At 74.3% G+C, this 26025-nt stretch carries 15 protein-coding genes; 6 read left to right on the forward strand and 9 right to left on the reverse strand.

Annotated elements, in window-relative coordinates; translation table 11 throughout:
• Positions 1-60: 60 nt before the first annotated feature.
• Entirely contained in the window at positions 61-1431 is a 1371-nt protein-coding gene (locus tag NAEX_RS39750; RefSeq protein ID WP_096332669.1) for a serpin family protein, read from the reverse strand.
• 18 nt (positions 1432-1449) lie between these two features.
• Between NAEX_RS39750 and NAEX_RS52495 the strand changes: the two genes are divergently transcribed.
• Positions 1450-1719, forward strand: coding sequence for a hypothetical protein (locus NAEX_RS52495; protein ID WP_143140649.1), 270 nt, complete (start codon positions 1450-1452; stop codon positions 1717-1719).
• 301 nt (positions 1720-2020) lie between these two features.
• Here NAEX_RS52495 and NAEX_RS39755 read toward each other — a convergent pair whose 3' ends face one another.
• Complete coding sequence (locus tag NAEX_RS39755; protein WP_096332670.1) at positions 2021-2557, reverse strand: hypothetical protein; 537 nt, start codon at positions 2555-2557, stop codon at positions 2021-2023.
• Between the two features lie 140 nt (positions 2558-2697).
• The gene (locus tag NAEX_RS39760) at positions 2698-3696 is read right to left on the reverse strand and encodes a hypothetical protein (RefSeq protein WP_096332671.1); all 999 of its coding nucleotides are present in this window, start codon (positions 3694-3696) and stop codon (positions 2698-2700) included.
• Positions 3697-4001: 305 nt separating this feature from the next.
• Here NAEX_RS39760 and NAEX_RS39765 point away from each other — a divergent pair, with 305 nt between their 5' ends.
• From NAEX_RS39765 to NAEX_RS39775, 3 genes are all read left to right on the forward strand, one after another.
• Entirely contained in the window at positions 4002-5576 is a 1575-nt protein-coding gene (locus tag NAEX_RS39765) for a sulfatase family protein (protein WP_096332672.1), read from the forward strand.
• A gap of 111 nt (positions 5577-5687) precedes the next feature.
• Entirely contained in the window at positions 5688-6137 is a 450-nt protein-coding gene (locus tag NAEX_RS39770) for a M23 family metallopeptidase (protein ID WP_170136401.1), read from the forward strand.
• Between the two features lie 225 nt (positions 6138-6362).
• Positions 6363-8294: a serine hydrolase domain-containing protein gene (locus NAEX_RS39775; RefSeq protein WP_096332674.1), complete on the forward strand. Its 1932-nt coding sequence runs from the start codon at positions 6363-6365 to the stop codon at positions 8292-8294.
• Positions 8295-8357: 63 nt separating this feature from the next.
• Here NAEX_RS39775 and NAEX_RS39780 read toward each other — a convergent pair whose 3' ends face one another.
• The 3 genes from NAEX_RS39780 to ftsW form a co-directional block, all read right to left on the reverse strand.
• On the reverse strand, positions 8358-9332 hold the full coding sequence (locus tag NAEX_RS39780; protein WP_096332675.1) for a beta propeller repeat protein: 975 nt from the start codon (positions 9330-9332) through the stop codon (positions 8358-8360).
• Between the two features lie 632 nt (positions 9333-9964).
• On the reverse strand, positions 9965-10546 hold the full coding sequence (locus tag NAEX_RS48970) for a hypothetical protein (protein WP_143140648.1): 582 nt from the start codon (positions 10544-10546) through the stop codon (positions 9965-9967).
• A 404-nt stretch (positions 10547-10950) separates the two neighbouring features.
• Positions 10951-12282 carry a putative lipid II flippase FtsW gene (gene ftsW / locus NAEX_RS39790; protein ID WP_170136402.1) on the reverse strand — a complete coding sequence of 444 codons (1332 nt, stop codon included), beginning with the start codon at positions 12280-12282 and terminating at the stop codon, positions 10951-10953.
• Positions 12283-12495: 213 nt separating this feature from the next.
• Here ftsW and NAEX_RS39795 point away from each other — a divergent pair, with 213 nt between their 5' ends.
• Together NAEX_RS39795 and fghA are read left to right on the forward strand one after the other, a co-directional pair.
• A complete protein-coding gene (locus NAEX_RS39795) occupies positions 12496-13656 on the forward strand; it encodes a hypothetical protein (protein ID WP_096332678.1) in 1161 nt (386 codons plus the stop codon).
• A gap of 584 nt (positions 13657-14240) precedes the next feature.
• Positions 14241-15086, forward strand: coding sequence for an S-formylglutathione hydrolase (gene fghA / locus NAEX_RS39800; protein ID WP_096332679.1), 846 nt, complete (start codon positions 14241-14243; stop codon positions 15084-15086).
• A 178-nt stretch (positions 15087-15264) separates the two neighbouring features.
• On the opposite strand, the gene NAEX_RS39805 is transcribed toward fghA, so the two are convergent.
• The 3 genes from NAEX_RS39805 to NAEX_RS39815 form a co-directional block, all read right to left on the reverse strand.
• Positions 15265-15933 carry a hypothetical protein gene (locus NAEX_RS39805; RefSeq protein WP_143140646.1) on the reverse strand — a complete coding sequence of 223 codons (669 nt, stop codon included), beginning with the start codon at positions 15931-15933 and terminating at the stop codon, positions 15265-15267.
• A gap of 255 nt (positions 15934-16188) precedes the next feature.
• On the reverse strand, positions 16189-21186 hold the full coding sequence (locus NAEX_RS39810) for a tetratricopeptide repeat protein (RefSeq protein WP_096332681.1): 4998 nt from the start codon (positions 21184-21186) through the stop codon (positions 16189-16191).
• Entirely contained in the window at positions 21183-26021 is a 4839-nt protein-coding gene (locus tag NAEX_RS39815) for a tetratricopeptide repeat protein (RefSeq protein ID WP_096332682.1), read from the reverse strand. Before NAEX_RS39815 ends, NAEX_RS39810 begins: the two co-directional genes overlap by 4 nt.
• Between the last annotated feature and the right edge of the window lie 4 nt (positions 26022-26025).

The raw sequence follows: 26025 nt of genomic DNA on the forward strand, positions 1-26025 counted from the left end.
ATAAACATGCTTGAAACGACATGGGCTGGCGAGCATGTCCGAGAGGACATGCCCTCATGCTCACGCCGGATCGACGACGCGCCCGTAGAACAGGAGCACGCCGCTGCGGACGTCGCGGACGTAGAAGATGAACGGGCGGTCGACGATGAACGGGAGCGGGTCGGTGGCCGCGTTGCCGACCGAGATCTCGATGGCGGGGGCGGCCGGGGCGTCGGCGCCGCGCTCTTCGACGCTGAGGCGGGCCCGGTGGCGCACGGCCGACAGGGCGAGCTTCTTCTCGCTGGCCATCTCGCCGAGCTCGGCGCGGCGGGCGTCGAACACCCGGGCGGCGCCGAGCCTGGAGACGAACGGCGCGAGGTCGAGGTTGCTGTCGAGGCTGAAGCGCGGGATCTGGAGGTCGACCGGGGCCGGCTTGGCGGCGTCGAGCCAGCTCTGCAGCCGCTCGAAGTCGAAGCCCTTCTCGACGTCCTCGAGCCCGCCGCGGGTCGCGGGCAGCAGGATCACCATGCTGTACTCGCCGCCCCGGTACGGCAGCTCGACCAGGCGCAGCTTGCCGGCCAGGCCGAGGGTGGTGGACACGCGCTGGACGCTGCGCATCATCGGCACCGGCTGGCGGTGCTCGTGGCCGTAGAACATCACCGGCTGGGTGGCGGCGGGGTCGAACGGCTCGAGCCAGTCGGCCTTGAAGGTGGCGGCGTCGGTGACGAGCAGGCGCGTGGCGGCGTCGAGGGTCTCGGCGGCCACGATCTCGCCGATCTCGGCGCGGGTCTGCTCGCGCACCCAGCCGTTGATGAGGTCGCGCGCGCCGCCGAGGTCGCCGGCGAAGTCGAGCGCCCCGAGCTCGGCGCCGAAGACCTTGCGCGTGAGGTCGAGGTACTCGGGCTTGAACTCGTACTTGCGATCGCCGTACACGCGGCCGGCGGTCACGAGGGTGACGTGGTCGCTCGGGTGGTTCCAGCGGGCCGCGAGGTGGGCGAGGGCGGCGTGGACGTCGCCGGTCAGGCCGTCGAGGTGCAGGACCTCGGCCAGCTCGCGCTCGGTGGCGCCGCTGCTGCCGGCGTGCAGCATCGCCAGCGCGACCGAGACGCTCATGCCCGAGACGAGCAGGTTGCCGGGCTGCTTGGCGAGCTTGCGCTGGAGGTCGATGGTGAAGTCGTTGATGCTGCGGCCGAGCGCCTGCTTGAGCTCGCTGGTGCCCTTGCCGGCCGGCGGCGCGGGCTTGCTCGGCTCGGGGGCCCTGGCCTCGGCGGGCCTGGCCTCGGCCGCGGGGGCGGCCTTGTCGATCGAGGCGTGGGTGGGCGTCGGCGGGGCGGTGGGGATGGCGGCCGGGGCGGCGATCGTGGCGATCGGGGCGGGCTCCGATTTCGTCGCCGCGGCGTCGCAGCCGACCAGCGCGACGCAGACGACGAAGGTGCGGGGGACTCGCTGCATGAACTCGCTCCTGGAGGCATGGTGCCGCAGATCGCCGCGCACGAGCGCGCCCGCGAGGCGCTGTCGCCTGCCGACGTCGTCGCGGGGGGCCGCGCGCCCAGGGCTCGGCTCCGAGGTGCCGGATCGACCGGGCTCAGCCGCACGCGGCTCGATATCGTGGGGGCTTACGGCCACGATGGCCGCTTTTGCGCGCGCGTACCCGGCGCCCGCGCGCCGCTGCGGCGAGCCGATCTGCGTGATCGCGTCGCGAGGACCTCGTCGTCCCGAGATGTCTCTTGGGACACATGAAAGCAGGCGTGCGCGCGGCGCGGACGAGGCTGTCCCTCGGGGCAGGCGGTGGGCGAGGCTCGCGGGCGCGGGGGAGCTGGCTCTCGGACAGGCGCGAACGACCGCGGGGGAGCTGGCTCTCGGGACAGGCGAGAACGACCGCGGGCGCGGGGAGCTGGCTCTCGGGACAGGCGAGAACGACCGCGGGCGCGGGGAGCTGGCTTTCGGGACAGGCGAGAACGACCGCGGGCGCGGGGAGCTGGCTCCCGGACAGGCGCGCGGGCGGGGGCGGGGGCTGGCGCTCGGGACAGGGCGGCTTCGGCTACCCGCAGTCGCTCCAGACCGTGTGGATGTGACCCTGGGCCTCGCTCGACTCGATCTCGACCGAGCCGCCCTGGTCGATCGTGGCGATGTGCTCCGGGGTCAGCGTGACCGTGTGCGTGTGAACGGCGAGGCCGGTGAACTCGTAGGTGCGGGCCTCGCAGGCGGCCACGTCGACGGCCGGGATCACGAGCTCGTGCGGCGAATCGTAATTGTCCTGGATGAGGACGTTGAGGAGGTCTTTGGCCGTACACCAGCCCTCGCCGCACCCGGGGCCGGGGCTGCCGGTCGTGCTCGTCGCTTCGTGATCGGTGGTCCCCGTCGAGACGAGGGTCGTGCCGGGGGGGGGGGCGCGGTGGTGGTGAGGTCGGTGGTGGTGAGGTCGGTCGTCGCGCCGGTCGACGGGTCTGGCTCGCTCGTGACGGCGGTCGTCGAGGCGGTGCCGCCGGTGGCGGCGGTGGTCTCGTCGGAGGTCGGGCCGCAGGCGAGCAGGGGCGGCGCCCGCGAGCGCGAGCCGAGTGAGGCTAAGGGTAGGCATGCGAGCCAGCGTAGCTCGCGGGCGGCGCGTGCGGCAGGCGGCTGGCTGCAAGGCGGAGCGGCGCCTGCGGCAAGCGGCTGGCTGCAAATGGCGAGCCTCGAGGAGGGTCGCGAGGCCCTCGCGCGACCGGTGACCCCATTTCAAAAATGATAGTCGAGCTGGTACGGCACGCAGGCGAGGTTGTCGGGGGGGTCGACGCGGATCCACACCTTCGCGCTGTCGTCGAGGCCGTCGCAGTCGAGCTTGGGCGCGACGGTGGTGGCGCTGCAGCAGCCCTTCTGGCCCAGCGGGGCGGTGTCCGGCGCGGCGCCGTTGCAGTCGATGCTGGTGCCGCCGCCGTCGCACTGCAGGTAGACGCAGACCCGGCCGCCGCTGCCGTCCTGCTGCACGAGGCTGCGCACCGGGTCGACGTAGTTGAGGAAGGCGTCGTCGCCGGCGAAGGTGTACCAGTCGACGTCGTTGGCCCCCTTGATGGTGGCGCACACGAACGAGCCGTCGCCGTCGGCGTCGCTGATCTTGCCGAGGTTCTGCGCGGTCTCCTGGTTGTCGTGCGGCTCCTGGCCGTAATCCTCGCAGGCGTCGGTGACCTGCTTGCACGGGCGGCAGGCGCCGTCGGTGTGGCAATACTGGTCGCCGCCGGGGCCGCAGGCGGTGTGCATGGCCTTGACGGTATGGGTCGGGGTGCCGTCCTCGCAGGTGTCGTCGGTGCAATCGTTGGCGTCGTCGGGGACGTCGGAGGCGTCGAGCATGACGACGGCGTCGCCGGCCTCGCACACGAACCGCCGGCAGTCGCCGGCGACCTGGCTCGGCGGGTCGTCGGCGAGCTCGCTCTCGAGGCCGCCCTGGCCGTCGCACACGTCGTGGCGGCAGTCGCCGGGGGTGCTCGGCCAAACTGTCCCTTCGGGCAGGTCGGCGACGCCGCAGACGCCGCCCTCGCAGGTGACCTGCTTGCACGGGCCCGGGGCGGGGCAACTGTTCGGGCACTGATCCTCGCCGGCGGTCGGGACGGCGTCGGTGGTCGAGCCGGTCGAGCCGCTCGTGGCGGTGTCGGTGGCCGGGCCGGTCGGATCGTCGTGGAACAGACAGGCGCCGGCGAGCGCCGTGATGATGATGCCGTACGCCGCGGCCTCGCCTCGCATCGCCCTCACCCCCGAACATCGAGGATGCCCGCGCGGCAGGAGGAGCGCGAGGGCCCCGTCAGAGGACGGCCGGAGGGCGTGGTCGCGCGCGCGGCCGCCGTGTTAGGGTCGAGCGCCGTGGAGCCCGTCCGGATCGCGCTGTGCCTGCTGCTCGCGGGGGCCGGGGCGAAGCTGGTGCTGGTGGGGCTGCGCGCGCTGGATGGAGCGGCCGCGGGCCTGGCGACGCCGTGGGCGCTGTCGGCGATGCTGTATCAGGAGGTGTGGGCGGCCCTCGCCGCGCTCGCGCTGGCGGGGGGCTGGTCCGCGTGGGCGCGCGCAGGACGGCCTGGGCCGGCTACGCGCTCGCCGGGCTGTACACGGCGGCGAACGTGCCGATCGCCCGCCAGTTCGGGACGCCGCTGACGTGGGCGTTCGTCGAGGCGACCGGCGGGGCGCTGTGGGACTCGATCGCGGCCCACGTGACGCCGGGCAACGCGGCGCCGGTGGGGCTGGTGCTGCTCTGGGTGGCCGCGCTGCCGCGCCTGGTGCGGCGGCCGCCGCGGCTCGCGTGGGCGGCCCTGCCGGCGCTGCTGCTGGCGCTCGGGCCGATCGGGGTGCGCCGCTGCGAGACGCTGGGCCTGCACCGCAACGCGATCGCGGCGCTGGTGGCCACGCGCCTGGCACGAATGACCGATCGGCCAGGTCCGCAGGGACAGGCGGCGGCGGTGGCCGCGGAGGGGCCGGCGATCGACCTGACGCACCTGAACGGGGCCGGCCGCGGGCGCGACGTGATCTGGGTGCTGCTCGAGTCGACGGGGGCCCGCCACTTGTCGGCGTACGGGGCGGAGGTCGAGGCGACGCCGCGACTGTCGACATTGGCCCGCGGCGGGGTGGTGTTCGAATCGGCGTACACGAGCTACCCGGAGAGCATCAAGAGCCTGTACGCGCTGCTGTGCGGGCGACCGCCGGCGCCAAACACCGGCGCGGCCGATTACGCGGCCGGCCGGGCCGAGTGCGAGGCGCTGCCGGAGCTGCTGCGCGGCCGTGGCTACCGCACGGGGCTGTTCCACTCGGGGCGCTTCGTGTACCTGGGGATGCGCGCGCTGGTCGAGGGGCGCGGCTTCGAGGCGCTGCACGACGCGCAGACGATCGGCGGCGAGTTCGCGGTCAGCTTCGGCACCGACGACGCGTCGACGGCGAGGCGGTTGTTGCAATGGATCGACGAGGCGCCGGAGCGGCCGTTCTTCGCGCTGTACATGCCGATCGCGGGTCATCACCCGTACCGCAGCCCGGGCCGCGGGAGCCGGCCGTTCGCGGCCTCGTCGGAGCTCGAGCATTACCGCAACGATCTCTATTCCGGCGACGAGGCGCTGGGAGCGCTCATCGACGGGCTGGCGGCGCGCGGCCGGCTCGACGAGGTGCTGTGGGTGATCGAGGGCGATCACGGGGAGGCGTTCCACGAGCACGCCGGCAACTTCGCCCACTCGCTGTTCGTGTACGAGGAGAACGTCCACGTGCCGCTCATCATCGTACCGCCGCGGGCGTTCGCGACGCCGGTGCGCGCGCCGCAGGTGGCGGGGGCGGTCGACGTGGCGCCGACGATCGCGGCGCTGCTCGAGGTGCCGGCGCCGCCGTCGTGGACGGGGCGCTCGCTGCTGACGCCCGTCCCCGGGACGGCTCGCTTCTTCAGCGACTACAACGGCGTGCTGCTGGGGCTGCGCACGGGGAGCTGGAAGTGCATCGTCGAGGCCGAGTCGGGGCGCGTGCGGCTGTTCGATCTGTCGCGCGACCCGGGCGAGCGCCGCGATCTTTCGCGCGAGCTGCCGGAGCGGGCGCAGGCTTGTCGCGAGGATCTGCTCGACTGGGCGGCGCGCAGCCGGGCCGCCGTGCGCGGGGGCTGAGCCGGGGATTGCGGGCCGACGCCGCGGAGGAGCGCGGCTCGCGTCATCGGTCGGCGGTCACGATGTCGATCCGTCGGAACGATGCGCGCATGGCGAAGGGTCGGGAGTCAGATGTCCGAAGGGACATGTCCTCGCGTGGCGGTGAGCCTGGGCAACGGCGAGGGCGAGCACACGGACGCGGCAGCGTTCGCGTTCGACTTCGCGGTGCCGGTCGACACGCCGCTCGTGGCCACCGACGCTGGCACGGTGACGCACCTGTTCGCCAACACCAGGAGCGGCGAGCCGTGCTGGACCGGCGGCGGGCCGGAGTGCGCCAACAAGGCGAACTTCGTCACGCCTCGCCACGAGGACGGGACGGCGACGCACTACCGCCACCTGAACGCGGTGATGGTCGAGGCCGGGCAGGGGGTGCCGCGCAGGGCCGCGATCGGGCTGTCCGGGGCGACCGGCGTCGCCGCGGGGCCGCACGCGCACGTGGCCCGTCAGGCGGACTGCGGGCTGTCGCAGTGCCCGTCGATGCGCTGCGGTTCGCCGACGTCGGCGACGACGGGGTGCCGCTGACGGGCGAGAAGGTGACGTCGCAGAACTGCCCGTAGCGGCGTTCGTCGTCGGCGGTACATCGGAGCGAGCGCGAGGACGTGACGTTGGAGGGGCGCGGGGACGCGGACGGACCTGGAGGCGGTGACGCGGCGAGGCGCGAAGATGAGGTGCAGGGGTGAAGCCAGATCGTGCGTCTCCTTCGTTCCGCGCTTCCCTTGCGCCGGGAAAGGACAGTAAGATCCGGCGATGCGTTCGGTCGTGGTCGTCCTCGCCTTGCTGTTCGGCTGCGCCAACGCGCCGCCGCCACGTCCTGCGACCCCGCCGGTGACGGCTGGGCCGCCCGTCGCCGTGTCGCCGCGACCACGCGAGCCGCGGCGGACGCAGCCGACCGATCCGCCGCCGGTGTTCCTCGATCCGGCGCGGCGCGCGAAGCTCGAGGCGGCGTTCCCGGCGATCGACGCGTATCTGCAGCAGACCGTGGCGCGCGACCGGCTGGTCGGGCTGGCGGCAGGGGTGGTCATCGACGGGGAGCTGGCGTGGTTCCGCGGGTACGGCCAGCGCGACCCGGCGCGCGGGTTGCCGGTCGAGCGCGACAGCGTGTTCGGGATCGGCTCGATCACCAAGAGCTTCACGGCGCTCGCGATCCTCAAGCTGCGCGACGAGGGCCGGCTCGACCTCGATCGCCCGGCCGCGACCTATCTGCCCGCGCTCGACGACATCGCCTATCCGACCGCCGACAGCCCGCGCTTCACGGTCCGCCAGATCCTCACGCACACGGCCGGGCTGCCGCGCATGGGCAACTTCGCCGAGTACCCCGAGACGCCGCCGAGCCGCGCCGAGTTCCTGGCGACGCTCGCGGGGGTCGGGCTCGACCGCCCGCCGGGCGAGCGCCGGGTGTACTCCAACCTCGGGTTCCAGCTCCTGGGGCCGCTCGTCGAGGCGGTCGCCGGCGTCGATCATCGCCGCTACGTGCGCGAGGAGCTGCTCGCGCCGCTCGGGATGACCTCGACGGTGTGGACGCCCGAGGATGTCCCCGGGGACAGGCTGGCCATCGGCCACGAGCGCACGCCCGAGCAGGCGTCGCGTCCGCGGCCGCACTGGCGACCGGGGGCGGCGGACGCGGCCGGCGGGCTGTACTCGAGCGTGGAGGACCTGACCCGCTACGCGGCCTTCAACCTGGCGGCGTGGCCGGCCCGCGACGAGGCCGAGGCCGGGCCGCTGCGCCGCGCGACGGTCCGCGAGGCGCACGCGCTGGCGGCGTTGTCGAGCTATTCGGCGGCGTCGGTCCCGGCCGCGCCGGCCCGCCTGAACATCTCCGGCAGCGGGCTCGGCTTCGGGGTGCAGGCGACCTGTCGCTTCGACCAGGTGGTCGTCCTCGTCGGCAAGACCCTGAACTACCGCGCCTCGCTGCACCTGCTGCCGAGCCGCGGGGTCGCGGTGATCCTGCTGACCAATCAATCGTCGATCCCGAGCACGGTGCTGCCGAAGGACGGGGCCCGGGTGCTCGAGCTGCTGGCCGACACGGGCGCGCTCGAGCCGCGCCGGCACGCGCCCGCGCCCGCGCTGACGGCCGCGGCCGCCGAGCTCGCCGGCCTGGTCGGTCGCTGGGACGACGCCGCCCACGCGCGCCTGTTCTCGCCCGACTTCCGCGACAGCAACCCGCCCGCGGCGCTCGCGGCGAAGTTCGCCGGGTGGCACGCGCTCGTCGGCGCCTGCGGCGAGCCGCGTCCGCTGGCGATCGAGGACCCGCGCGCCGGCAGCTTCGAGAGCACGTGCGCGCGCGGGGTGCTCCGCCTCGAGCTCCGCGTCGCGCCGTGGGCCGGCGCGCCGGTCTCGAGCTTCACCGCGGAGGCGACCGGTCTCGCGGCCGCGCCGGCGCTGGTCGACGCCGCCGAGCGCACGCTGCGGCTGCTCCGGCGCTGGGACGAGCGCGAGTTCGGCCGCCTGTACGCCGAGCCGTTCGCGACCGCAGGCACGCGCGTCGACTTCGCCGAGGCGGCGCGGCGGTGGGGACGCTGCGAGGTCGGTCCGCCGCGCGTGCAGGGCCCGCTCGAGGCGACCTTCGCCCTGAAGTGCGAGACCGGGGCGCCGACGCTGCGGCTGAGGCTGTCTGCGACCGCGCCGGCGAAGATCGTCGAGTTCCACCTCCGCGAGCCGCGCGAGGGGCCGTGCCAGTGACGCGCGGACGGGTCCGGCTCTCCTGTCCCGAGAGCCAGCCTGCTCCGGCGCGGACGACTGCCGTTATTGCCGGGTGTGGGCGATGCCTCGCAGCTCGGCGGTCAGCGGCGGGGTGACGGCGGTCCAGGTCAGGCCGTCGGGGCTGTAGGCGATGTTGCCGCCGACGCCGACGGCGACGTGGCGCTGGCCGTCGCTGGCGACGTCGTTCAGGGTGGTCATGAACGGGGAGGCCCGCACGAGCCAGGTGATGGCGTCGGCGCTGGCGAGGATCTGGCCGCCGCCGCCGACGGCGATCCAGCCGCCGGGGCCGTAGGTGAGGCCGCGCGGGTCGGCGGCGAGGTTGAACAGCGGGGCGTAATTCCAGGTCAGGCCGTCGCCCGAGTAGGCGCTCTTGATCGGGCCGAGCATGGCGAAGTTGGGGGCGCCGTGGCCGAGCGCGCTGTAGCGGTCGCCGGTCGGGCTGCCGTCGACGCGCTGGACCCAGCCGACGCCGTCCTGCCAGTTGAAGGCGCCGAAGTTCATGGCGTCGGCCTGGTAGTTGCCGATCGCCACCAGAGTGACGCCGTCGCCCGCGAGGTCGATCAGCATGTGCTTGGGCGCCGGGAGGTCGGGCCGGGTCCAGGTGATGCCGTCCTCCGATTCGAGGGTCTCGGCGCCGGCGCTGTAGTCCCCGCCGACGGCGATGAAGCGGGTGCCGTGCCAGCGCACGGCGTAGAGGTCGCGCGTGGACGGGCTCGAGGAGGCGCTCCACTCGACGCCGTCCTCGGAGTGGAGGATCTTGCCGGCCTGGCCGACGGCGACGTACATCTCGCCGCCGTAAGCGACGTCGTTGAGGGCGGTGGTGATGCCGGAGGTCGAGATGACCCATTCGGCGCCATTGGTCGAACGCACGATGGCGCCGGCGTCACCCACGGCGATGAAGAGGTCGCCGCCGGTCTGACCGCCGGTGCCGCTGTCGCTGTCGGTCTCGCCCGCAGGCGGGAAGAAGATGCAGCCGGAGACGGCGAGGACGAACGACGCGACGACGACGCGGAGCATGGCCCGGCAAACCTAGCCGCGCGCGCCTCGAGTGTCGAGGCGCGGCCCGGCGCGTCGGCCGACGCCGCTGCGTGCATGCATCACGCGCGACGTGAGACGACGGGTCGGGGTCCCCGGGAATAAAGGCGACCGCCCCGCCGACGGCGCGCCGGCGCGCTGCGGACGGTAAATTCCCGATCTGCGACGGGGGCCTGCGCGGCGATGAGAGGTCGACCCGGCGATCGACCGCGGCCACGCGAAGGGCGGTGCTCCATGGCTGGAGCCCCTCGAAGGGCCGCCGACTTCACTGGGCGGCCTGCGGGCGGCGGGGAGGCTTCTGCGGGCAGTCGCGGACCGGCGAGGGGGTGCTGCATCCGGTGGCACAGTCGACTTCAGCGGGGGGCTTCCGCGGGTGGTCGCGGACGGGCGAGGGGTGCTGCATCCGGTGGCACAGTCGACTTCAGCGGGGGCGCTTCCGCGGGTGGTCGCGGATCGGCGAGGGATGCCCCATGCGGTGGCACAGTCGACTTCAGCGGAGGCCTGCGGTGCCACGGGTCGTCGCGGACGGGCGCGGGCACTCCAGCGGGTTCACGAGTCGTCGTCGCCGGGCGAGGGGGCTCCATGCCGGGGCGCAGTCGATGGGGCTGCCGGCTTCAGCTCGTGGCCTGGGGGAGGCGGCGGGGGCGGCGGTAGGGGGTGTTCTCCAGCGGGTTGTCGCCGACCAGCGAGGGGCCGAGGAGGTGCTCCATCAGGTTGAGCAGCTCGATGCGCTCCTCGTCGGTGCCGCGGGCGCGGGCGAGGTCGTAGATGAAGGCGGGGACGGTGAGCGCCATGAACACGGCGACGAGGCCCAGCTTGGCGCCGGTGATGCCGGTGAGGCCGAGCCAGGCAAAACTCGTGGCCCACATGATCCAAAAGCTGGCCTGGCGGGCGAACGGGCCGCGGGTGAAGCGGACCTGCACGGCTGTCCCCTGGGGCATGGGGACGAGCTCGGCCTCGAGGGTCATGCGGCGCATGACGGCGGGCCCGGTGTCGACCACGCCGGCGGTTTGGTTCTGACAGACGCGGAACTTGCGCGCACCGAGCTCGGCGAGGAACCGGCGCCGGGTTCGGCTGCGGGCCGGAAAGCCCTCGACGATCTGGATGTCGGCGTCGCCACGGAGCCGCGCCAGGACCTCGGCGGGCGCGAGGTCGACGCGGTAGGTGAGCGCTTCGGGCAGGGCGCGCAGGGGCACTTGCGCGGGAGTATTGGCGATTTCTCCGGCGCTCGCCACCCGCCCGGCGCCGGGGCGCGAAATGCCGGGCGTGGGCACGACCTCGCGGCCGGGCGCCCGGGGCTCGGCAGCGATGCGGAGCGCGGCGGCCCGGGCGTGCGGACGACCGCACGCCGCCAGGCGCGGCGTCGGGCTTTGGCGGGCGGATCCGTCGCGGGCTCGCCTGTGCCCTCGCGCGGGGCTCCGCTCGCGCCGAGGTTGAACCAGTCCGTCGCGGCCCGTATGGGCGACCGACGGCGAGTTCAGCGGGCCTTCCATGTCCCAGGCGCCGCGCGGCTTCAGCGGCGCGGCGACGGTGCCCAGGCGGGCGAGACCGTCGCGCGGCTCGCCTGCGCCTCGCGTCTCGCCGCGCGCGAGGCCGGCGCTCAGCCGCGCGCGATCCGGGCGTTGCGGCGCGGGCCGGCGGGCGCGGCCGGGGTGCGCTTCCACGGCCACCACGACTTGCGCGGCGGCTCGGCGGAGCGCTGGCGGCGGTCGGTCCGCGCGGGCCGCTCGGGGGCGGGGGCGCGGTTGCGCTGGTCGCTGATCCGCCACGGACGCGGGCGGCGGGAGATCGAGAGCAGGACCCCGGTGGCGCCCATGCTGACGAGCAGCGAGGAGCCGCCGTACGACAGGAACGGCAGGGTGATGCCCTTGGCCGGGATCACGTCGAGGACCACCGAGATGTTGATCAAGGCCTGGAAGCCGAACAGGGCCGAGAGGGCGACGGCGAGGTAGGTGCCGAAGCGGTCCGGGGCGCCGCGCGCGGCCACGAGCCCGCGCCAGACCAGCAGGCAGAACAGGCCGATCACGGTCCACACGCCGACGAGGCCGAGCTCCTCGGCGATGCTGGCGAGGATGAAGTCGGTGTGGTTCTCGGGCAAAAACCCGAGCTTCTGCCGGCCCGCGCCGAGGCCGAGGCCCCACGTGCCGCCCGAGCCGACGGCGATCAGCGACTGCTGGATCTGGTACGACTGCTCGCCCGAGAGGAAGTCGAGCAGGCGGCCCTTGCGGAAGCCGACGCCGACGATCTGCGACCAGGCGAGCGGCGCGGCCAGCATCATCGCGGCGACGACGTAGGTGATCCGCGTGCCGGCGACGAACAACGCGGTCAGCGTCACGGCGCCGAGGAGGATGGTGGTGCCGAGGTCCTTCTCGAGCAGGACCAGGACCATGGTCAGCGAGGCGACCAGCAGCGGCGGGAGGAAGCCGGCCTTGAAGCGGCGCACGCGCTCGCCCTGGCGGGCCAGCATGGCCGAGAGGAACATCGCCAGGAACACCTTGGCGAGCTCGCTCGGCTGGATGTTGATGCCGGGCGCGCGGATCCACCGGCGGGCGCCGTTGACCTCGTCGCCGACGGCGAGCACGAGCAGCAGGCCCATGAGGCCGATGCCCATCAGGTGCGGGGCGAAGCGGCGGAAGATCCGGTAGTCGAGCCGCGACGTGAGCACCATGACGCCGGTGCCGAGCGCGAACAGCACGCTCTGGCGGCCGAGGAAGTACTCCCAGTCGTGGTAGCGCACGCGCGCGGTGTAGACGCTGGCGCTGTAGACCATGACGAGGCCGAGGCAGGCCAGCGACATGGCGGCGAAGAACAGCCAGGGGTCCATGGCCCGCCGCTCCTCGCCCTCGTCCGCGACGGGCGACGGCGAACCCTCCGCGGGCTCGGCGACGAGGTCGCCTCCCGGGTCCGGGGCCGCGGTCTCGCTCGGGGTCACGCCCAGCCCCTCGCACATGTGCGCGCGCGAGGCGAGTTTTCGGCGCAAACCGGGGGGGTGCGCAGGTGCGCAGCGCCAGGTTGACAGGGTGGCGTGTCAACTTGACCTCCGGTCGTGCCCAAATGGCGCCGGGGCGGGCCTGGAAGGGCTTTTTGACGCTGAACACGAGGCCTTGCGCGAGCCGGGGGGGTCGCGTCATCCTCACGGACGTCCATGCAGCTCTCGCGTCGTCCGCTCCACGGCCTGTGCGTCGTGCTCGCAGCCTCGCTGATCGCGCCGCCCGTGGCCGCCAAGCCGGCGAAGAAACAGGCGGCGCCGGCCGGCACCGCCAGCACGAGCCGGCCGATCGACCCCGACATGCCGGACGCCGGCGACGAGGCGATCCCCGACGCCCCGCTCGAGGAGGGGCAGGTCGCCCCCGGCGCCCGGGCGACTTCCGGATCTGGCCCGAAGAACAGCTCGGGGATCACGATGTCGCGCAAGCCCAACGTCGGCAGCGACACGCTCGCGCTGCAGTTCGACGCCGAGGCGTCGGCCCGCTTCGACGAGGGCAACTACCGCGAGGCCGCCCGCCTGTGGGTCAAGGCGCTCGACGCCCTGTCCGAGAACGAGACCAACCACGCCATCCGCTCGGCCATGCTGCTCAACGCGGTCACCGCCTACGAGCAGCTCTACGTCGAGACCGGCGAGGTCGACATGCTCAAGCGCGGGCAGCTCATCATCGCCGACTACCTGAAGGCCTGCAAGAAGCGCTACGGCAGCGCCTGCGACCGCTACCCGGAGACGATGGACGCCCGCAAGCGCCTCGAAGAGGTGATGAAGCGGATCGACGAGGCGCAGCCGAAGATCAAGAAGATCCCGCCCGAGATCGATACGGCCCCGGGCGGCCGCCCCTACAACCGCGAGATCACCCAACCCGCGGCGCCGGCCTGGATCGGAGCCGCGTTCGCGGTCGGCGTGGTGGCGGGCGGCGGCGGCGCGGCGCTCATCTACTGGTCCCGCACCCACGAGTTCAAGAAGAGCTCGAGCGAGCTCGCCGCCGAGGGGGCCGCCGAATCGGCCCTGATCGGCTTCCGCGACGAGGGCGACACCGGCGACACCGGCGACACCGGGACCGACACCGGCGATATGGGGACCGACACCGGCACGACCGGCACGGCGGCGACGCAGATCGAGCTGTCGTCCAAGGTCCGCGCCGACATCGCGCTGGCCGCCGGCGTGTTCCTGGCGGCCGCCGGCCTCGGCCTGATCATCCTCGGCTCGGTCAAGCTGGCCAAGCACCGCCGGATCAACCGCGAGCGCGCGTCGGTGCTGTCGGTGTTCCCGGCCCTCACGCCCGGCGGCGGCGGGCTCGGCCTCAGCGGCCGGTTCTGACGCCTGTCCTGAAGGACAGGTAGGCTGTCTGCGAGGACAGGTGCGCTCGAACCTGGGCCGGCGGCCGGGCTCGCCCTCGCGGGCGGGTAGAGCTGTCTGCGAGGACAGGTGCGCTCGAACCCGGCGGCGGCCGGGCTCGCCCCGCGGGCGGGTAGAGCTGTCTGCGAGGACAGGTGCGTACGCGCGGGGCCGGCGGCCCGGCTCGCTCCGCAGCGCAGGCCGGCTCGGGACGGGCGCTCGAGAGCTGTCTTTGTGGATAGGCGAGCCCGTCGGCGAGCCGCCTTCGCGCGAGCAGGTGCGAGGATCTGTCCTTCCGGATAGGTCAGCCTGTGGTCGCGGAGGAACCTCGCGGGCCGATGCGTGGGCCGACGAGCGCGGCCGCGGGCCTGTCTTTGCGGACAGATGATCCTGGCGTCGCGGCCGGAGCTCGTGCGCCGAGGCGTAGGTCGCCCGTGCTCGCGGACCCGGGCGTCGGTGTTCGCGGGCGGGCGGGCAGGCGCCTCCAGGCGGCCCCCCCGGCGCGCCGCGGCCGAGGCCGCCGGCAGGCTTTCACGCGGCGGCGCCCGGTGCTAGCTTCGCAGGCGATGGAACTGCGGACGATCGGCGAGAGCCGCTGCTTCGGCGGCGTACAGGGGACCTACAGCCACGCGTCGACGACGACCGGGACGGAGATGCGACTGTCGGTGTTCGTGCCCGAACAGGGCCGCTCCCGCGCGCTGCCGGCGGTCATCTATCTGTCGGGGCTGTCCTGCACGGAGGAGAACTTCACGGTCAAGGCCGGCGCCCAGCGCTACGCGGCCGAGCTCGGCCTCATCGTGATCGCGCCCGACACGAGCCCCCGCGGGCCCGGCGTGGCCGACGACCCAGCTTACGACCTCGGCCAGGGGGCAGGCTTCTACGTCGACGCGACCGAGTCGCCGTGGGCGCGGCACTTCCGCATGTACTCGTACGTGGCCGAGGAGCTGCCGGCCCTGATCGCGGGCCACTTCCCGCTGCGGGCCGGGGCGCTCGGGATCATGGGCCACTCGATGGGCGGCCACGGGGCGCTGGTCCTCGGGCTGCGCGAACAGGCGACGTTCGCCTCGGTGTCGGCGCTGGCGCCCATCGCCACGCCGTCGCAGGTGCCGTGGGGGATCAAGGCGTTCTCGGCCTACCTCGGGCCCGACGAGCGGCGCTGGCGCCCGTACGACGCGACGGCGCTGGTCGAGGACGGCCGCCGCCGCGCGGACCTCATTCGCATCGATCAGGGCGAGGCCGACAAATTCCTCGGCGAGCAGCTGCGCCCGGAGGTGTTCGCGGCCGCTTGCGCGCGGGCCGGGCAGGCGGTGGCGATGCATCGCCACGCGGGGTACGACCACGGGTACTTCTTCGTGGCGACGATGATCGGCGACCACCTGCGCCACCACGCCGAGCTGCTGGCGCGCCGCTGAGCGCCCGGCCCGCCCTGCCGTGAAGCGGCGGATGGAGCGAGGCGGGCAGGGCGAAGTGCGACGGTCGAGGCGGTGGCCGAGGTTGCACGCAAGCACCAGCTTGCAGAGCATGACGGTCGAACGTGGGAGCCGCTGACGCGCCCGAGCGGGCGTCCGACGCGCAGGGCGCGGAGCAGAGTCACGCCGAGCGCGGCGCGTGTGGGTGGAGCTCGCGCCGATGCGTTGCCAGGCCGTCCGTGGGGACGTCGAGCAGCGCGCGCAGCTCACCGACGGTCCGCTCGAGCAGCGCGTCGTAGTCGACCTCGACGCTGAAAAGCGACGGACCCGTGCTCGGCGCCCGCAGCACGGCCCACGTGCGCCGCGGCGCGACGACGGCCCCCATGGCCACGTTGGTGAGGACGATCGCCGTCACGTACGCGCCCGCCGACAGCAGGCCGCGCCGTGCCTGCCACGCCGAGAGCTCGGCCTCGCCGGCGTGATCCGTACCGAAGCCGGTCGCGACGTGGTGCAGGTCGTGCAGGCGGATCGCCCGTCGATGCGCCGGCGGATTGGGCACGGAGAACCTCAGGCCGAACAACGAACCTGCCGTCGTCGGCGCGTCGTAGGACCCGGTCGTAAATCCGTTCTCGGCCAGGTAAGCGTCTCGGGCGTCGCGGACGCGCATCGGCGCCGGCAGCGGGTGCTCGCGGCAAGTGCAGGATGATGGGTGGAGCGGTCGCACGTCGGGTTCCTCGAAGATGTGGTCCAGATGCACGGGGGCTGCAGCAAGACGCTGGACCCCCAGGAGCATTACACCCCCGCCGACACCGCGCGTGCGCGCCTCGATGCCATCGGCGCGGCCTGGCACTCGTCCTGCTCGGTGCCACGGGCGGCGCGGCGTGGGCGGTCGCCGGCACTGTCATGGCAGCGAACGGCACCCGTCCGCGGCCTGGAGGTTCGGATGACGGGTGAACGGGCCCTCCGGGCCCTGGGCACGCTGGCTCCGCGGCCCTCGCCGCGCTCGATGCGCCCGTTCAACCTACCGGTCCCCGGGAGCATGTTCGCACGGACATGTCTCGACAAACATGCCCGGACCGGCATGTCCCCGGGCGTCAGGCGACCGTCAGGCGACCGCCTTGCGCAGCGCGAGGTAGGCGTCGCTCAGCATCCACACGCACAGGTCCTGGGCGTTGCGGCTGAGGACGATGCGCTGCTTGATGTTGCCGTTGGCGAAGCCGTCGAGGAGGCAGGCCGCGGACAGGACGCCGGCGACGTCGCCGGACAGCAGCAGGGCCATGCGCAGGTCGGTGGTGAGGGTCGCGCGGGCGGTCGCGGCCGGCTCGAAGTGGTGGCTCGAGAGGGCCTGGCAGACGCGCAGCAGCGGGCGGCGCTGGCGGCGGGGCAGGTTCTTGCCGAGGTTGTTGGCGACGTCGCGGAGGCGGCGGGCGTCGGGGTCGGCGGTGATGGCGTTGAAGACCTTCGTGACCTCGAAGCTGGCGGCGATCATCAGGTCGAGCTCGACCGGGACCAGCGAGCGCACGCGGCCGCCGCCGAGGGCGCGGCGGGCCAGGGCCAGCGCCCCGAGGCCGCGCCAGCTGATCGGGTCGCCGCGCAGCCACAGGTTGACGCCGAGCCGCAGCGTCGGCTCCTCGCCCTCGTCGAGGACGGCGACGGTGTTGTTGATCGAGGTGGCGCGCATCGCCATGTCCTCGATGCCGAGCAGGCGACACCACTGCTGCAGGTTGTTGCGGATCGCGCCGGTGTCGACGTTGGGCGGGACGGGCACCGTCTCGTCGCCGTTGAGGCCGGTGAACTCGGGGAACATCCGGTCCATCGCCGTCTCGACGCACGTCAGCAGGTCGTTGATGTCGGGCAGCTCGCCGGGGGCGAACAAGAGCTGGCGCAGGGCCGGCGTGGCGAACGCGGCCTGCAGGCCCTGGGCCGAGGCGGGGCGCATGAAGCCGTCGGGCAGGCTGGTCGACTCGGCGGGCTCGAGCGCGTGGACGAGGAGGCGGGCCATCTGCGCCAGCGCCGGGTTGGGCCGGTTGGCGACCTCGGCGAGCAGGCGGATGTCGCTCGGGTTGAGCGCGCCGCGGCCGATGCCGCCGAGCATGGCCAGGCGGATCGGCTCGAGGAAGGTCGAGACGCGCTCGGTCTGGCCGAGCCGCTCGAGCAGGCGGGTGAGCAGGAGGATCGTGGTGCGGTTGCCGGGCCCGAGCTCGGCGGCCCGCTCGACGGCGGCCAGCGCCTGCGCCTCGCGACCTGGCACTTCGGCCAGCAGGCTGGCGCGGCGGAAGTAGAGCTCGTGCAGGCGATCGGGGTCGCGCTCGCGGGCGCACAGGCGATCGAGCAGCTCGGCGGCCTCGGCGGGCTGACCTGTCCGTTCGAGCAGGCCGGCCATGAGGGTGATCGCCCGCGGGTCGTCGCCGCGCGAGGCGAGGACGATCCGGCCGTGGTCGAGCGCGCGGGCCAGAGTCTCGGGCGACCGCGCGAGGTAGCCGGCGAGGATCAGGCGCAGGTCGACGGCCGACGGATCGGCGGGGTCGTAGAGCGCGAGCAGCTGCTCCATGACGCGGGCCGACTCGGCCTCCTTGCCGAGCTGCTGGTAGCAGCGCACGAGGCCGCGGAGGGCCTGCTTGCCGTCGGGCCTCGCCTGGGCGGCGACGGTGAAGTAGGCGAGCGCGTCCTCGTCGCGGGTGCTCTGCTCGCCGAGGTAGACGCCGAGCTCGTAGCGCAGGCCGGCGTCGCTGATCCGGCCGAACACGGTGCGCAGGAGGTCGAGGGCGGGCTTGGGCTCGGGCAGCTGGCTGGCGAGCGCGCGGGCGAGGCCGATGGCGTCGCGGTAGTGCGGGTCGCGGCCCAAGATCTGGCCGAGGAGCCCGAGCGCGACCTCGGCGTCGGCCGGCTTGCCGGTGTTGCCGGCCCGCACGGCCGCGTCACGAGCTTCGGCCATGAGGGTGTGGACGCTGACGGCCTTGGTCTTCGGCGCGGCCGACTCGCGCGCGGCGCCGGAGGAGACGCGCTGCAGGCCGAGCTCGGCCGGCGCCAGCGAGGGCATGGCCCGCAGCGCGGCGCGGTAGGCCCGCTGGGCCTCGTTGACGGCGCCGGCCTGCTCGAGCAGCTCGGCGCTCTCGAGGTAGAAGATGGCCCGCTCGCCGTCGCTCTGGGCCCGCACCGCGCGGGCGCCGACGGCGTCGGTCATGGCCAGCGGGTTGTTCGGGTCGGACAGCAGGCCCTCGAGCAGGCGCACGGCGTAGGGGTTGCCGGGGTCCTCGCGCAGGGCGCCGAGGATCGCGTTGGCGGCGAACTCGCGATCTTCGGGGGCGGCGGAGCGCAGGAGCACCTCGGCCGACTCGACCAGCAGGGTCGCCTTGTAGTGGGTGTCCTCGCTGACGCGCGCGAGCCGGAGCCGTTGATTCGGCAACGACTCGGTGTCGCCGACCTTGCGCAGCAGGTTCTTGTACTCGCGCAGGAGGATCGCGTCGTCGGGGGTGTGCTCGATCGCCTCCTCGTAGGTCCGCCGCGCCTCGTCGAGGTTGCGCTCGGCGAGGTGCAGGCGGGCGAGGTGGACCAGCACGCCGGCCTTGGCCGGACCGCTCAGGTGCTGGCTCTGATCCTCGAGCAGGCGGATGAGGTTGCCGATGTCGCGGTTGGCGACCAGCAGCCGGCGCGCCCGCTCGCTGGCGAGGCCGTGCAGCGGCTGGACGGCGAGCGCGGCCCGGTAGTGCTGCAGGGCCCGATCCTCGTCGACGAGGGCGGTGTCGGGGTCGGGCCGGGCGTCCTTGCGCGCGAGCGTCTCGGCGAGCAGGCCGAGGCGGTAGTGGTAGTCGGCCAGCAGCGCCGGGCTGTGCGGCAGATCCTGGGCGCGCAGCAGGTCGTAGGCCTCGCGGATCCGGCCGTTGGCCGAGAGCAGCTGCAGCAGGGCCTCGCGCGCCGGCACGAGGTCGGGGTTCAGGCGGTAGGCGCGGGTGAGGTAGTCGATCGCCCGGTCCATGTCGCCGACCTCCTCGAAGCAGATCCGGCCGGCCTTGAGCGCGAGCACGGCGGGGTCGCTGGTCGGGTCGAGCTCGGGCTCGTGCAGGCGCAGGAGGTCGTCGAGGTCGCCGCTGTCGCGGTAGATCCGGGCCAGAGCCCGCAGCGCCGGGGTGTAGCCGGGCGTCATCGCCAGCGCCCGCTCGTAGGCCTCGCGGGCCGCGGCGCGGTGCTTGAGGTGGAACTCCTGGGCCTCGCCGAGCTCGACGAGGATCGCGGTGCGGGCGGTGTTCTCCTCGAGGCGATCGACGAGCAGCTGCAGGGTGGCGATCAGCACCGGGGTGCGGCCGTGCGTGCGGCACAGGCCGGCGAGCTGGTAGAGCGCGAGCACGTCGTCCTGATCGAGCTGGGCGATCTCCTGCAAGGTGGCGATCGCGAGGTCGACGTCGTGGAGCTCGTTCTCGGCGATGGCGGCGATCCGGCGCAGCGCGGCCAGCCGCTCGCTGCCCTCGGTCGACTCCCGCGCCTGCCGCTGCAAGGTGGCCGCGGCCTGGGCCCAGCGCCGCATCTTCTCGTAGACGCTGCCGAGCGCGCGCAGGCAGTGGGCGCTGCGCGGGTCCTCGGCGACGGCGAGCTCGTAGACCTCGGCGGCGCGCGGGAGGTTGCGCTCGAGCTCCTCGTGGACGAAGCCGAGGCGGACGAGGATCGCGGCCCGCTCGGCGCCGTGCGGCTGGTGCTGGGCCCACTCGGTGAGGTGCGAGACGAGGGCCGGGATGTCGCCGGTGGCCCGCAGGATGTCGGCCAGCGCCTGCCAGACCCACCGCTGCTCGGGCAGGTGCGTGCGCACGAACCGGAGGTCGACCTCGAGGCGGCGGTAGGCGGCGGCCTCGTCGTCGGTCAGCGGGTCGGGTTGGATGTCGTCGTCGCCGCTGTCCTGCAGGCGGCGCAGAGTCCCGTCGTCGCTCATGGCGCTCTGACGGGCGGCCAGCGGGGTGGCGCTCCAGCGCATGCGGGCGATCTGCTCGCGCACGATCGCCTGCTCGCGGGTGTCGTCGAGCAGCGGGGCGAGGCGGGCCAGGATCTCGATGTAGTTGGGGTCTGGCTCGCCGCCGTGCCGCGCCAGCGCCTGGCCGGCGAGGGCGTAGGCGAGGGCGTCGAGCAGGCCCTGCGCGGCCGACTCGTCGGCGCTGCGGTCCAGCCACGCGCGCACGTCGGCGAGCAGCGGCGCGGGCACGGGCTCGCTGCCGAGGACGACGACGGCGAGCTGCAGCGCGGTGGCGGCGGTGATCGGATCTTCGGCGAGGCCGGCGAGGCGGCGGTACAGCTCCGACAGCGCCGAGGGGGTGCCGCCGCCGTCGTGGCGGATCGTGCGGATCAAGCGGCGCAGGGCGGTGGCGTTGGTCGGGTCGTCGGTGTGCGCGAGCTCGAGGTAGCTCCGGCGCTGGCGCGGGTCGTCGGTGACGTGGGCGAGGTCGAGGCGCCGGGCGGCGCGCAGGCTCGCCATGTCGATCTTGCGCACGTTGGTCGAGAGCAGCCGCTGGGCGTCGCTGTGGCGCTTGAGCAGGATCGCGGCGTCGACCGCGAGGGCGAGGGCGATCGGGTGGTCGGGCACGGCGACCAGCGCGGCTTGATAGCTGGCGTAGGCGCGGCCGACGTCGCCGGTGGCGTCCTCGATCCGCTGGCCGTGCTCGATCCACGCGGCGGCCCGCACGGCCGGCGGCTGAGTCTCCTCGCTGGCCTCGCGGAACAGCTCGGCGAGCTCGGCGGCGAGGTCGGCCCGGACCGCCTGTACGGCCGCGGCGACCTGGCGCACCGCGGCGCTGCCGGCGGCCAGCGCCTCGTCGCCCTCGACCAGGCCGAGGCGCTCGCGCTGGACTCGACCTGTCTCTCCGGTCAGGGCGGCGCGCAGGTCGGGGCTCTGCTCGCGCGCGGCCTCGGCGGCCAGGACGTCGGCGAGCAGCCACCAGTCGACCGCGGGCAGGGCCAGCGCGCCGGGGGCGAGCGGGAGGTCGAGCGGCCAGAAGGCGTCGGGCAGGTCGAGCAGCGACGGCGGCGGGCCGCTGCCGGTGACGCGCTCGGCCGGGGCGGCGCCGAGGTCGAGCGGGCGACCGCACTCGTCGAGAGGGAGGGGCTTGCGCGGGCCGGTCATGCGGGGAGCTCCTCGACGTCGCTCAGCTCGAGCTCGAGCTCGACGTTGTAACCGAGGGCGCGGCGCAGCGCGAGGTGCTCCTCGGACACGAGGTAGGCGACCAGCGCGGCGGCGCGGGGGACGGCGAGGCTGGGCGGCGCGGCGGCCTCGGAGCCGGCGGGCCGGGCAGACAGGCGGCGCAGCGGCACCCGCGGGTCGCCGCAGGCGATCGCGCCGGCCCGGTCCTCGCCCTGACGCAAGGTGTCCCGAAGGACAGGCATGGAGAATTGTTGGAGGTTGCGCGCCAGGACCTCGGCGTCGTCGCCGAAGTCGACCGCCACGCCGGCGCCGGCGAGGCCCTCGATGATCGCGTCCGACACGCTCTCGTCGCGCGGGTGGATGTCGTCGAGCTCGACGCCGGCGCAGCTGGCCAGGCCGTGCAGGACGGCCATGACGCCGACGTCGTCCATCGCGTGGTGGAGGTGGTCGCCGCCGGTCGACAGGCGGAACAGCGCCCGCCCGATCGCCTCGCGCGAGGTCGGCGAGAACGGGGCGCTGTTGATCTTGCGGCCGATCAGCAGCACCGGTGCGGTGCCGACGTGGGCGACGACGCCGTTGTCGTCGCTCGGGTTGAGGAACAGCAGCGGCTCGCCGACGCCGAGGGTGCGGGCCAGCGCGCGGGTGACGACGGCGACCGAGCTGGCGGCCGGCAAGCTGTGGCGCTGCGCCAGGTTGACCGGCGGCGGCGGAGCCCCGGGTATGCCGGACATGTACTTGACGCCGGCTTGCAGGAGGTGCACCGCGGCGGCGCAGGCGGGGTCGTCGACGGTGAAGAACGGCTGCGGCTTGTCGGGGGCGGTCGGCAGCGGCCACGGGGCGGGCTGCAGGACCTCGCAGCGCCGGCCGGCGGGGACGAGGTCGGGGTCGACGGTCTCGAGCACGGCGGCGCACACGTAGACGCCGCCCGACTCCTCGGCGGCGTCGAACAGGCGCAGGAGGCCGGCGATCGGGTCGGCGTCGACGACGACCTCGGTCTCGGGGCGGCCGGCCTTGTGCGGGCGCACGAGGCCGCGGTCGCGCAGGAGGGCCCGCTGGGCGGCGATGCCGGCCTGCAAAGCGACGCGGGCCTCGTCGGCGCGGCCGAGCTCGATGAGCAGGGCGTGCAGCTCGAGGATGACGTCGGTGTTGGCGGGGCGCAGGCGCAGCAGCTCGCGGAGCAGGCCGGCGGCCTCCTCGGGGCGGCCGCGGACCCGGCGATCGATGTCGGCGAGGGCCCGCAGGCTGCGCACGCGCTCGTCGGCGTCGCCGAGCTCGAGCAGGCGCTGCAGCACCTCGACGCGCTGGTCGACGGTGCCGATCGCGGAGGCGATCCGATCGGCGGCCCGCAGGGCGACGAACGCCTGGAAGCCGCCGCGGCTGGCGGCGAGGTAGTGCTCGAAGGCGGCGTCGGGGGCCCCGTTGCGCTCGTGCGCGTCGGCCAGCAGGAACTCGAGCACGGCCCGCAGCTCGGGCGAGGTCTCGCGCTGGAGGGCCTGCTGCAGCTGGGCCACGGCCTCGCCGCCGCGGCCGGCGCGGGCGTAGAGGCGGGCGAGGTCGACGCGGAGGGCGACGTGCTCGGGGAACGAGCCGACGGCCCGCTCGAGCAAACCGGCGGCGCTGGCGTTGCCGTCGCTGACCTCGACGATGCGGGCGATCGCGCGGGCGGCCTCGGGGGTGAGCGACCTGGCGGCCTGCAGGGCGTCGAACCGGCGGGTCAGCGGGCCGAGCAGCGGGAGGGCGCCCTCGCGGCCGTGCTGCTCGCGGGTCCGCCACAGCGCGGAGAAGGCCGGATCGGAGGCGGGCTCGATGTCGAGGGCGCGGGCCAGGGCGCGCCAGGCCCGGGCCGGGTCGCGGGCCCGCACCGCGAGCAGGCCGGCGCGCACGCACAGCGCGAGCTGGTGGGCGGGATCGCCGACGAGCATGGCGATCTGGGCCAGCAGGTCGGCGGCGACCACGAGGTCGGCCGGGGCGCCGCGCTGCTCCATCAAGCAGGCCTTGGCGTGCAGGGCCGGGAGGTACTTGGGCCAGGTGACGAGGGCGGCGTTGAGGCGCGACAGGGCCTCGTCGAGGTCGCCGACGCGGACGTAGAGGTCGGCGCTGCCGCACAGCAGGGCGGCCCGCTCGACGTAGTCCTTCTCGGCGGCGGCGGCGGTGTTGAGGTCGGCGGCGGCGCGGCGGGTCGGCGCGAGGTTGCGGCGCGCGGCGATCCGGGCCTGGCCCCGGCGGGCCGGCTCGTAGCGCGCGTCCTTGGCCAGGATCTCGGCGTAGCCGGCGTCGGCGGCGTCGAGGTCGCCGGCCGACTCGGCGGCCCGGGCGGCCCGGTAGCGCAGGCTGTGGGTGAACGTGGGATCGCCCGACTCCTCGGCGGCGGTGATCGCCAGGGCCGCGGTCATGCCGGCGCGCACGAGGTCGGGGCGGCGGCTGAAGCGGGCGGCGCGGGCGAGCCGGAGCTGGGTGTTGAGGTCGCGCGGGCGGGCCTCGGCGGCGGCCTCGAGGTACTGCACGCCGAGCGCGGGCGAGTCGGACATCTCGGCCAGGAGCAGCGCGGCGGCCTGGCGGTTGCCGAGGCCGCGCTCGTGGGCCAGGGCGCCGCGGGCGGCCACGCGGAGCTCGGCGCCGTCGCCGTTGGCGGCGCAGTGCTCGAGCAGCGTCGTCCAGCCGCCGCCGAGGCTCGGCCACTGGGCGAGGGCGCGGCGCAGCTCGCCGGTGGCCTGCTCGGCCTGGCCGGGGTCGGCCCAGATCCCGGCGGGATCGGAGGCCCGCACCAGCGCGGCGCGGTAGATCAGCAGGGCGCGGGCCCGCTGGCCGCGCGACAGATCGAAGTGCCGCGCGAGGTAGCCGAGCAGCGCCTCGGTGCGCCCGAGCGCGGCGGCCAGGCGCTCGCCGGTGTGCAGCGTCGAGAGGTGGTCGGGCCAGGTCTGAAGGACCAGGTCGACCTCGTCGAGCGCCTGCGGCAGCTCGCCGAGCGCGAGCAGGCGGTGGATGATCTCGAGGTGCAGCGACAGCCGCTGCGCCGGATCGACGGCGCGCTGCAGGCGGCGGCGCAGCAGGTCGATGATGCCGACGTCGTCGCCGCGGTCGCGGAGGATCCGCTCGAGCAGCGCGAGCGTCGGCGGGTGGTCGGGGACCTCCTCGAGCGACTCCTGCAGGCTGGCCTCGGCGTGGCCCGTGTCGCCCATCTGCAGCGCCAGCTCGGCGCTGCGGAACAGCAGCTTGGCGCGCCGCAGCGGGCTGATGGTCAGCTTGATCTCCTGCTCGGTGACCTGCAGCAGCTCGCGCGCGCGGCCGGCCTTGGCGAGCAGACGGGCCAGCTGCTGCAGCGACGGCAGGTGCTCCGGGAACTCCTTGAGCAGGGCGACGAGGCACTTGATCGCGGCCGACGGATCGCCCTGGCGCTCGTGCAGGCGGGCGAGGATCGACAGCAGGAAGACCCGCCGCGGGCCGCCGACGCCGCGCTGCAGCTCGCCGCTGTAGAGCTCGCGCAGGCCGTCGAAGCGGCCGAGCTGGAGGAGCACCCGCTCGAGGCGATCGAGCGCGGGGCGATAGGTGGGCGAGGAGGCGACGGCCTCTTCGTAGAGCTGACGGGCGCCCTCGAGCTCCTTGAGGTTCTCCTCGAGCACCTGGCCGGCGCGCAGCTGGGCCTGGGCCCGCTCCTCGGGGCTGAGGCCGGCGGCCTCGGCGGTCGCGACCTGGAGCTTCAGCAGCTCGAGCAGCTGGTGCCACGACTCGTTGGCGATGAGGTAGCGGCCGGCGTCCTCGAGCGCCGGGGTGTGGCCGGGGAACAGCTTGAGCGCGCGGCGCATGGCGCCGAGGCCCTCGCTGACGCGGTCGAGGCGGATCATCGCCAGCTTGCCGAGGCGGTAGAACAGCTCGGCCTCGGTGCCGGGGTCCGAGCCGCCGATGGCCTTGAGCTGGCCGGCGCAGGCCTCGACGGCGACGTCGTAGCGCGCGGTCGCCATCGCCAGCTCCTCGAGGTTGCGCCACAGGCTGAAGTTGTCGGGCTGCAGCTTGGCGGCCGCGTGCAGCAGCGAGACGGCGGCGGCGCGCTCGCGGACCTCGCGCAGGACCAGGCTGGCGCGGGCCAGCGGGCCGGCGCGCTGCTCGGGCGGGCGCGCGTCGGCCTCGGCCTCGAGCGCGCGCAGCATCAGCTCGGCGTTGCCGGCGGCCTCGGCGACGCGGAACAGGTCTTGAATGAGGAGGAGGTTGCCCGGCTGCTCCTCGCTGGCGGCGATCAGGAGGGCGGCGGCGAGGTTGAGGTCGCCGCCCTGGCGGGTCTCGAGCACCGCGAGGTCGCGCGCGACGGCGGCGACGGCCCGCGGGTCGTGCAGGACCTCGAGCTGCGCCTCGAGGTTGGCGACCAGCGCCATGAGATTGCCCTGCACGAGGGTGACGGCCTCGACCGAGCGCAGCACCGCGAGGTCCTTCGGGGTCGCGCGCAGGGCCGCCTGATAACACTGCAATGCGGCGGCGCGATCCTTGAAGTGGGTCTCGACGAGCTGACCTCGCTCGCGGTAGAGCGCGGCCGCCTCGCGCGGGTGGCGAGTGGCCCGGATCTCGAGATCGAGGTAGCGAACGGAGTTGCGGATGTCGCCGCGCCGGAGAAAGATCCGGTAGAGGAGGCGCATCGCCGGCCGCAGGTCCGGCACCAGCTCCAAGGCGTGGGCGAGCAGTCGCTGGGCCTCGCCGTCCTCGCCGCGCACCACACACCAACGCGCACACGTGACGGCGACCACGGCCCGGAGTTGCGGCTCGCTGGTCGGAGTCCGCGACAGCACCTGCAGCATCTCGAGCAGGGGCATCTCGGCGGTTTCGGGCATCGCT

Source organism: Nannocystis exedens, from assembly GCF_002343915.1.
Lineage (GTDB): Bacteria > Myxococcota_A > Polyangia > Nannocystales > Nannocystaceae > Nannocystis > Nannocystis exedens.

What these genes read in the sequence shown, in the direction of transcription:
- NAEX_RS39750 (WP_096332669.1), bottom strand. Translation starts at nt 1,431, where the DNA reads ATGCAGCGAGTCCCCCGCACCTTCGTCGTCTGCGTCGCGCTGGTCGGC.
- NAEX_RS52495 (WP_143140649.1), top strand. Translation starts at nt 1,450, where the DNA reads ATGGTGCCGCAGATCGCCGCGCACGAGCGCGCCCGCGAGGCGCTGTCG.
- NAEX_RS39755 (WP_096332670.1), bottom strand. Translation starts at nt 2,557, where the DNA reads ATGCCTACCCTTAGCCTCACTCGGCTCGCGCTCGCGGGCGCCGCCCCT.
- NAEX_RS39760 (WP_096332671.1), bottom strand. Translation starts at nt 3,696, where the DNA reads ATGCGAGGCGAGGCCGCGGCGTACGGCATCATCATCACGGCGCTCGCC.
- NAEX_RS39770 (WP_170136401.1), top strand. Translation starts at nt 5,688, where the DNA reads ATGTCCGAAGGGACATGTCCTCGCGTGGCGGTGAGCCTGGGCAACGGC.
- NAEX_RS39775 (WP_096332674.1), top strand. Translation starts at nt 6,363, where the DNA reads ATGCGTTCGGTCGTGGTCGTCCTCGCCTTGCTGTTCGGCTGCGCCAAC.
- NAEX_RS39780 (WP_096332675.1), bottom strand. Translation starts at nt 9,332, where the DNA reads ATGCTCCGCGTCGTCGTCGCGTCGTTCGTCCTCGCCGTCTCCGGCTGC.
- NAEX_RS39795 (WP_096332678.1), top strand. Translation starts at nt 12,496, where the DNA reads ATGCAGCTCTCGCGTCGTCCGCTCCACGGCCTGTGCGTCGTGCTCGCA.
- fghA (WP_096332679.1), top strand. Translation starts at nt 14,241, where the DNA reads ATGGAACTGCGGACGATCGGCGAGAGCCGCTGCTTCGGCGGCGTACAG.
- NAEX_RS39810 (WP_096332681.1), bottom strand. Translation starts at nt 21,186, where the DNA reads ATGACCGGCCCGCGCAAGCCCCTCCCTCTCGACGAGTGCGGTCGCCCG.
- NAEX_RS39815 (WP_096332682.1), bottom strand. Translation starts at nt 26,021, where the DNA reads ATGCCCGAAACCGCCGAGATGCCCCTGCTCGAGATGCTGCAGGTGCTG.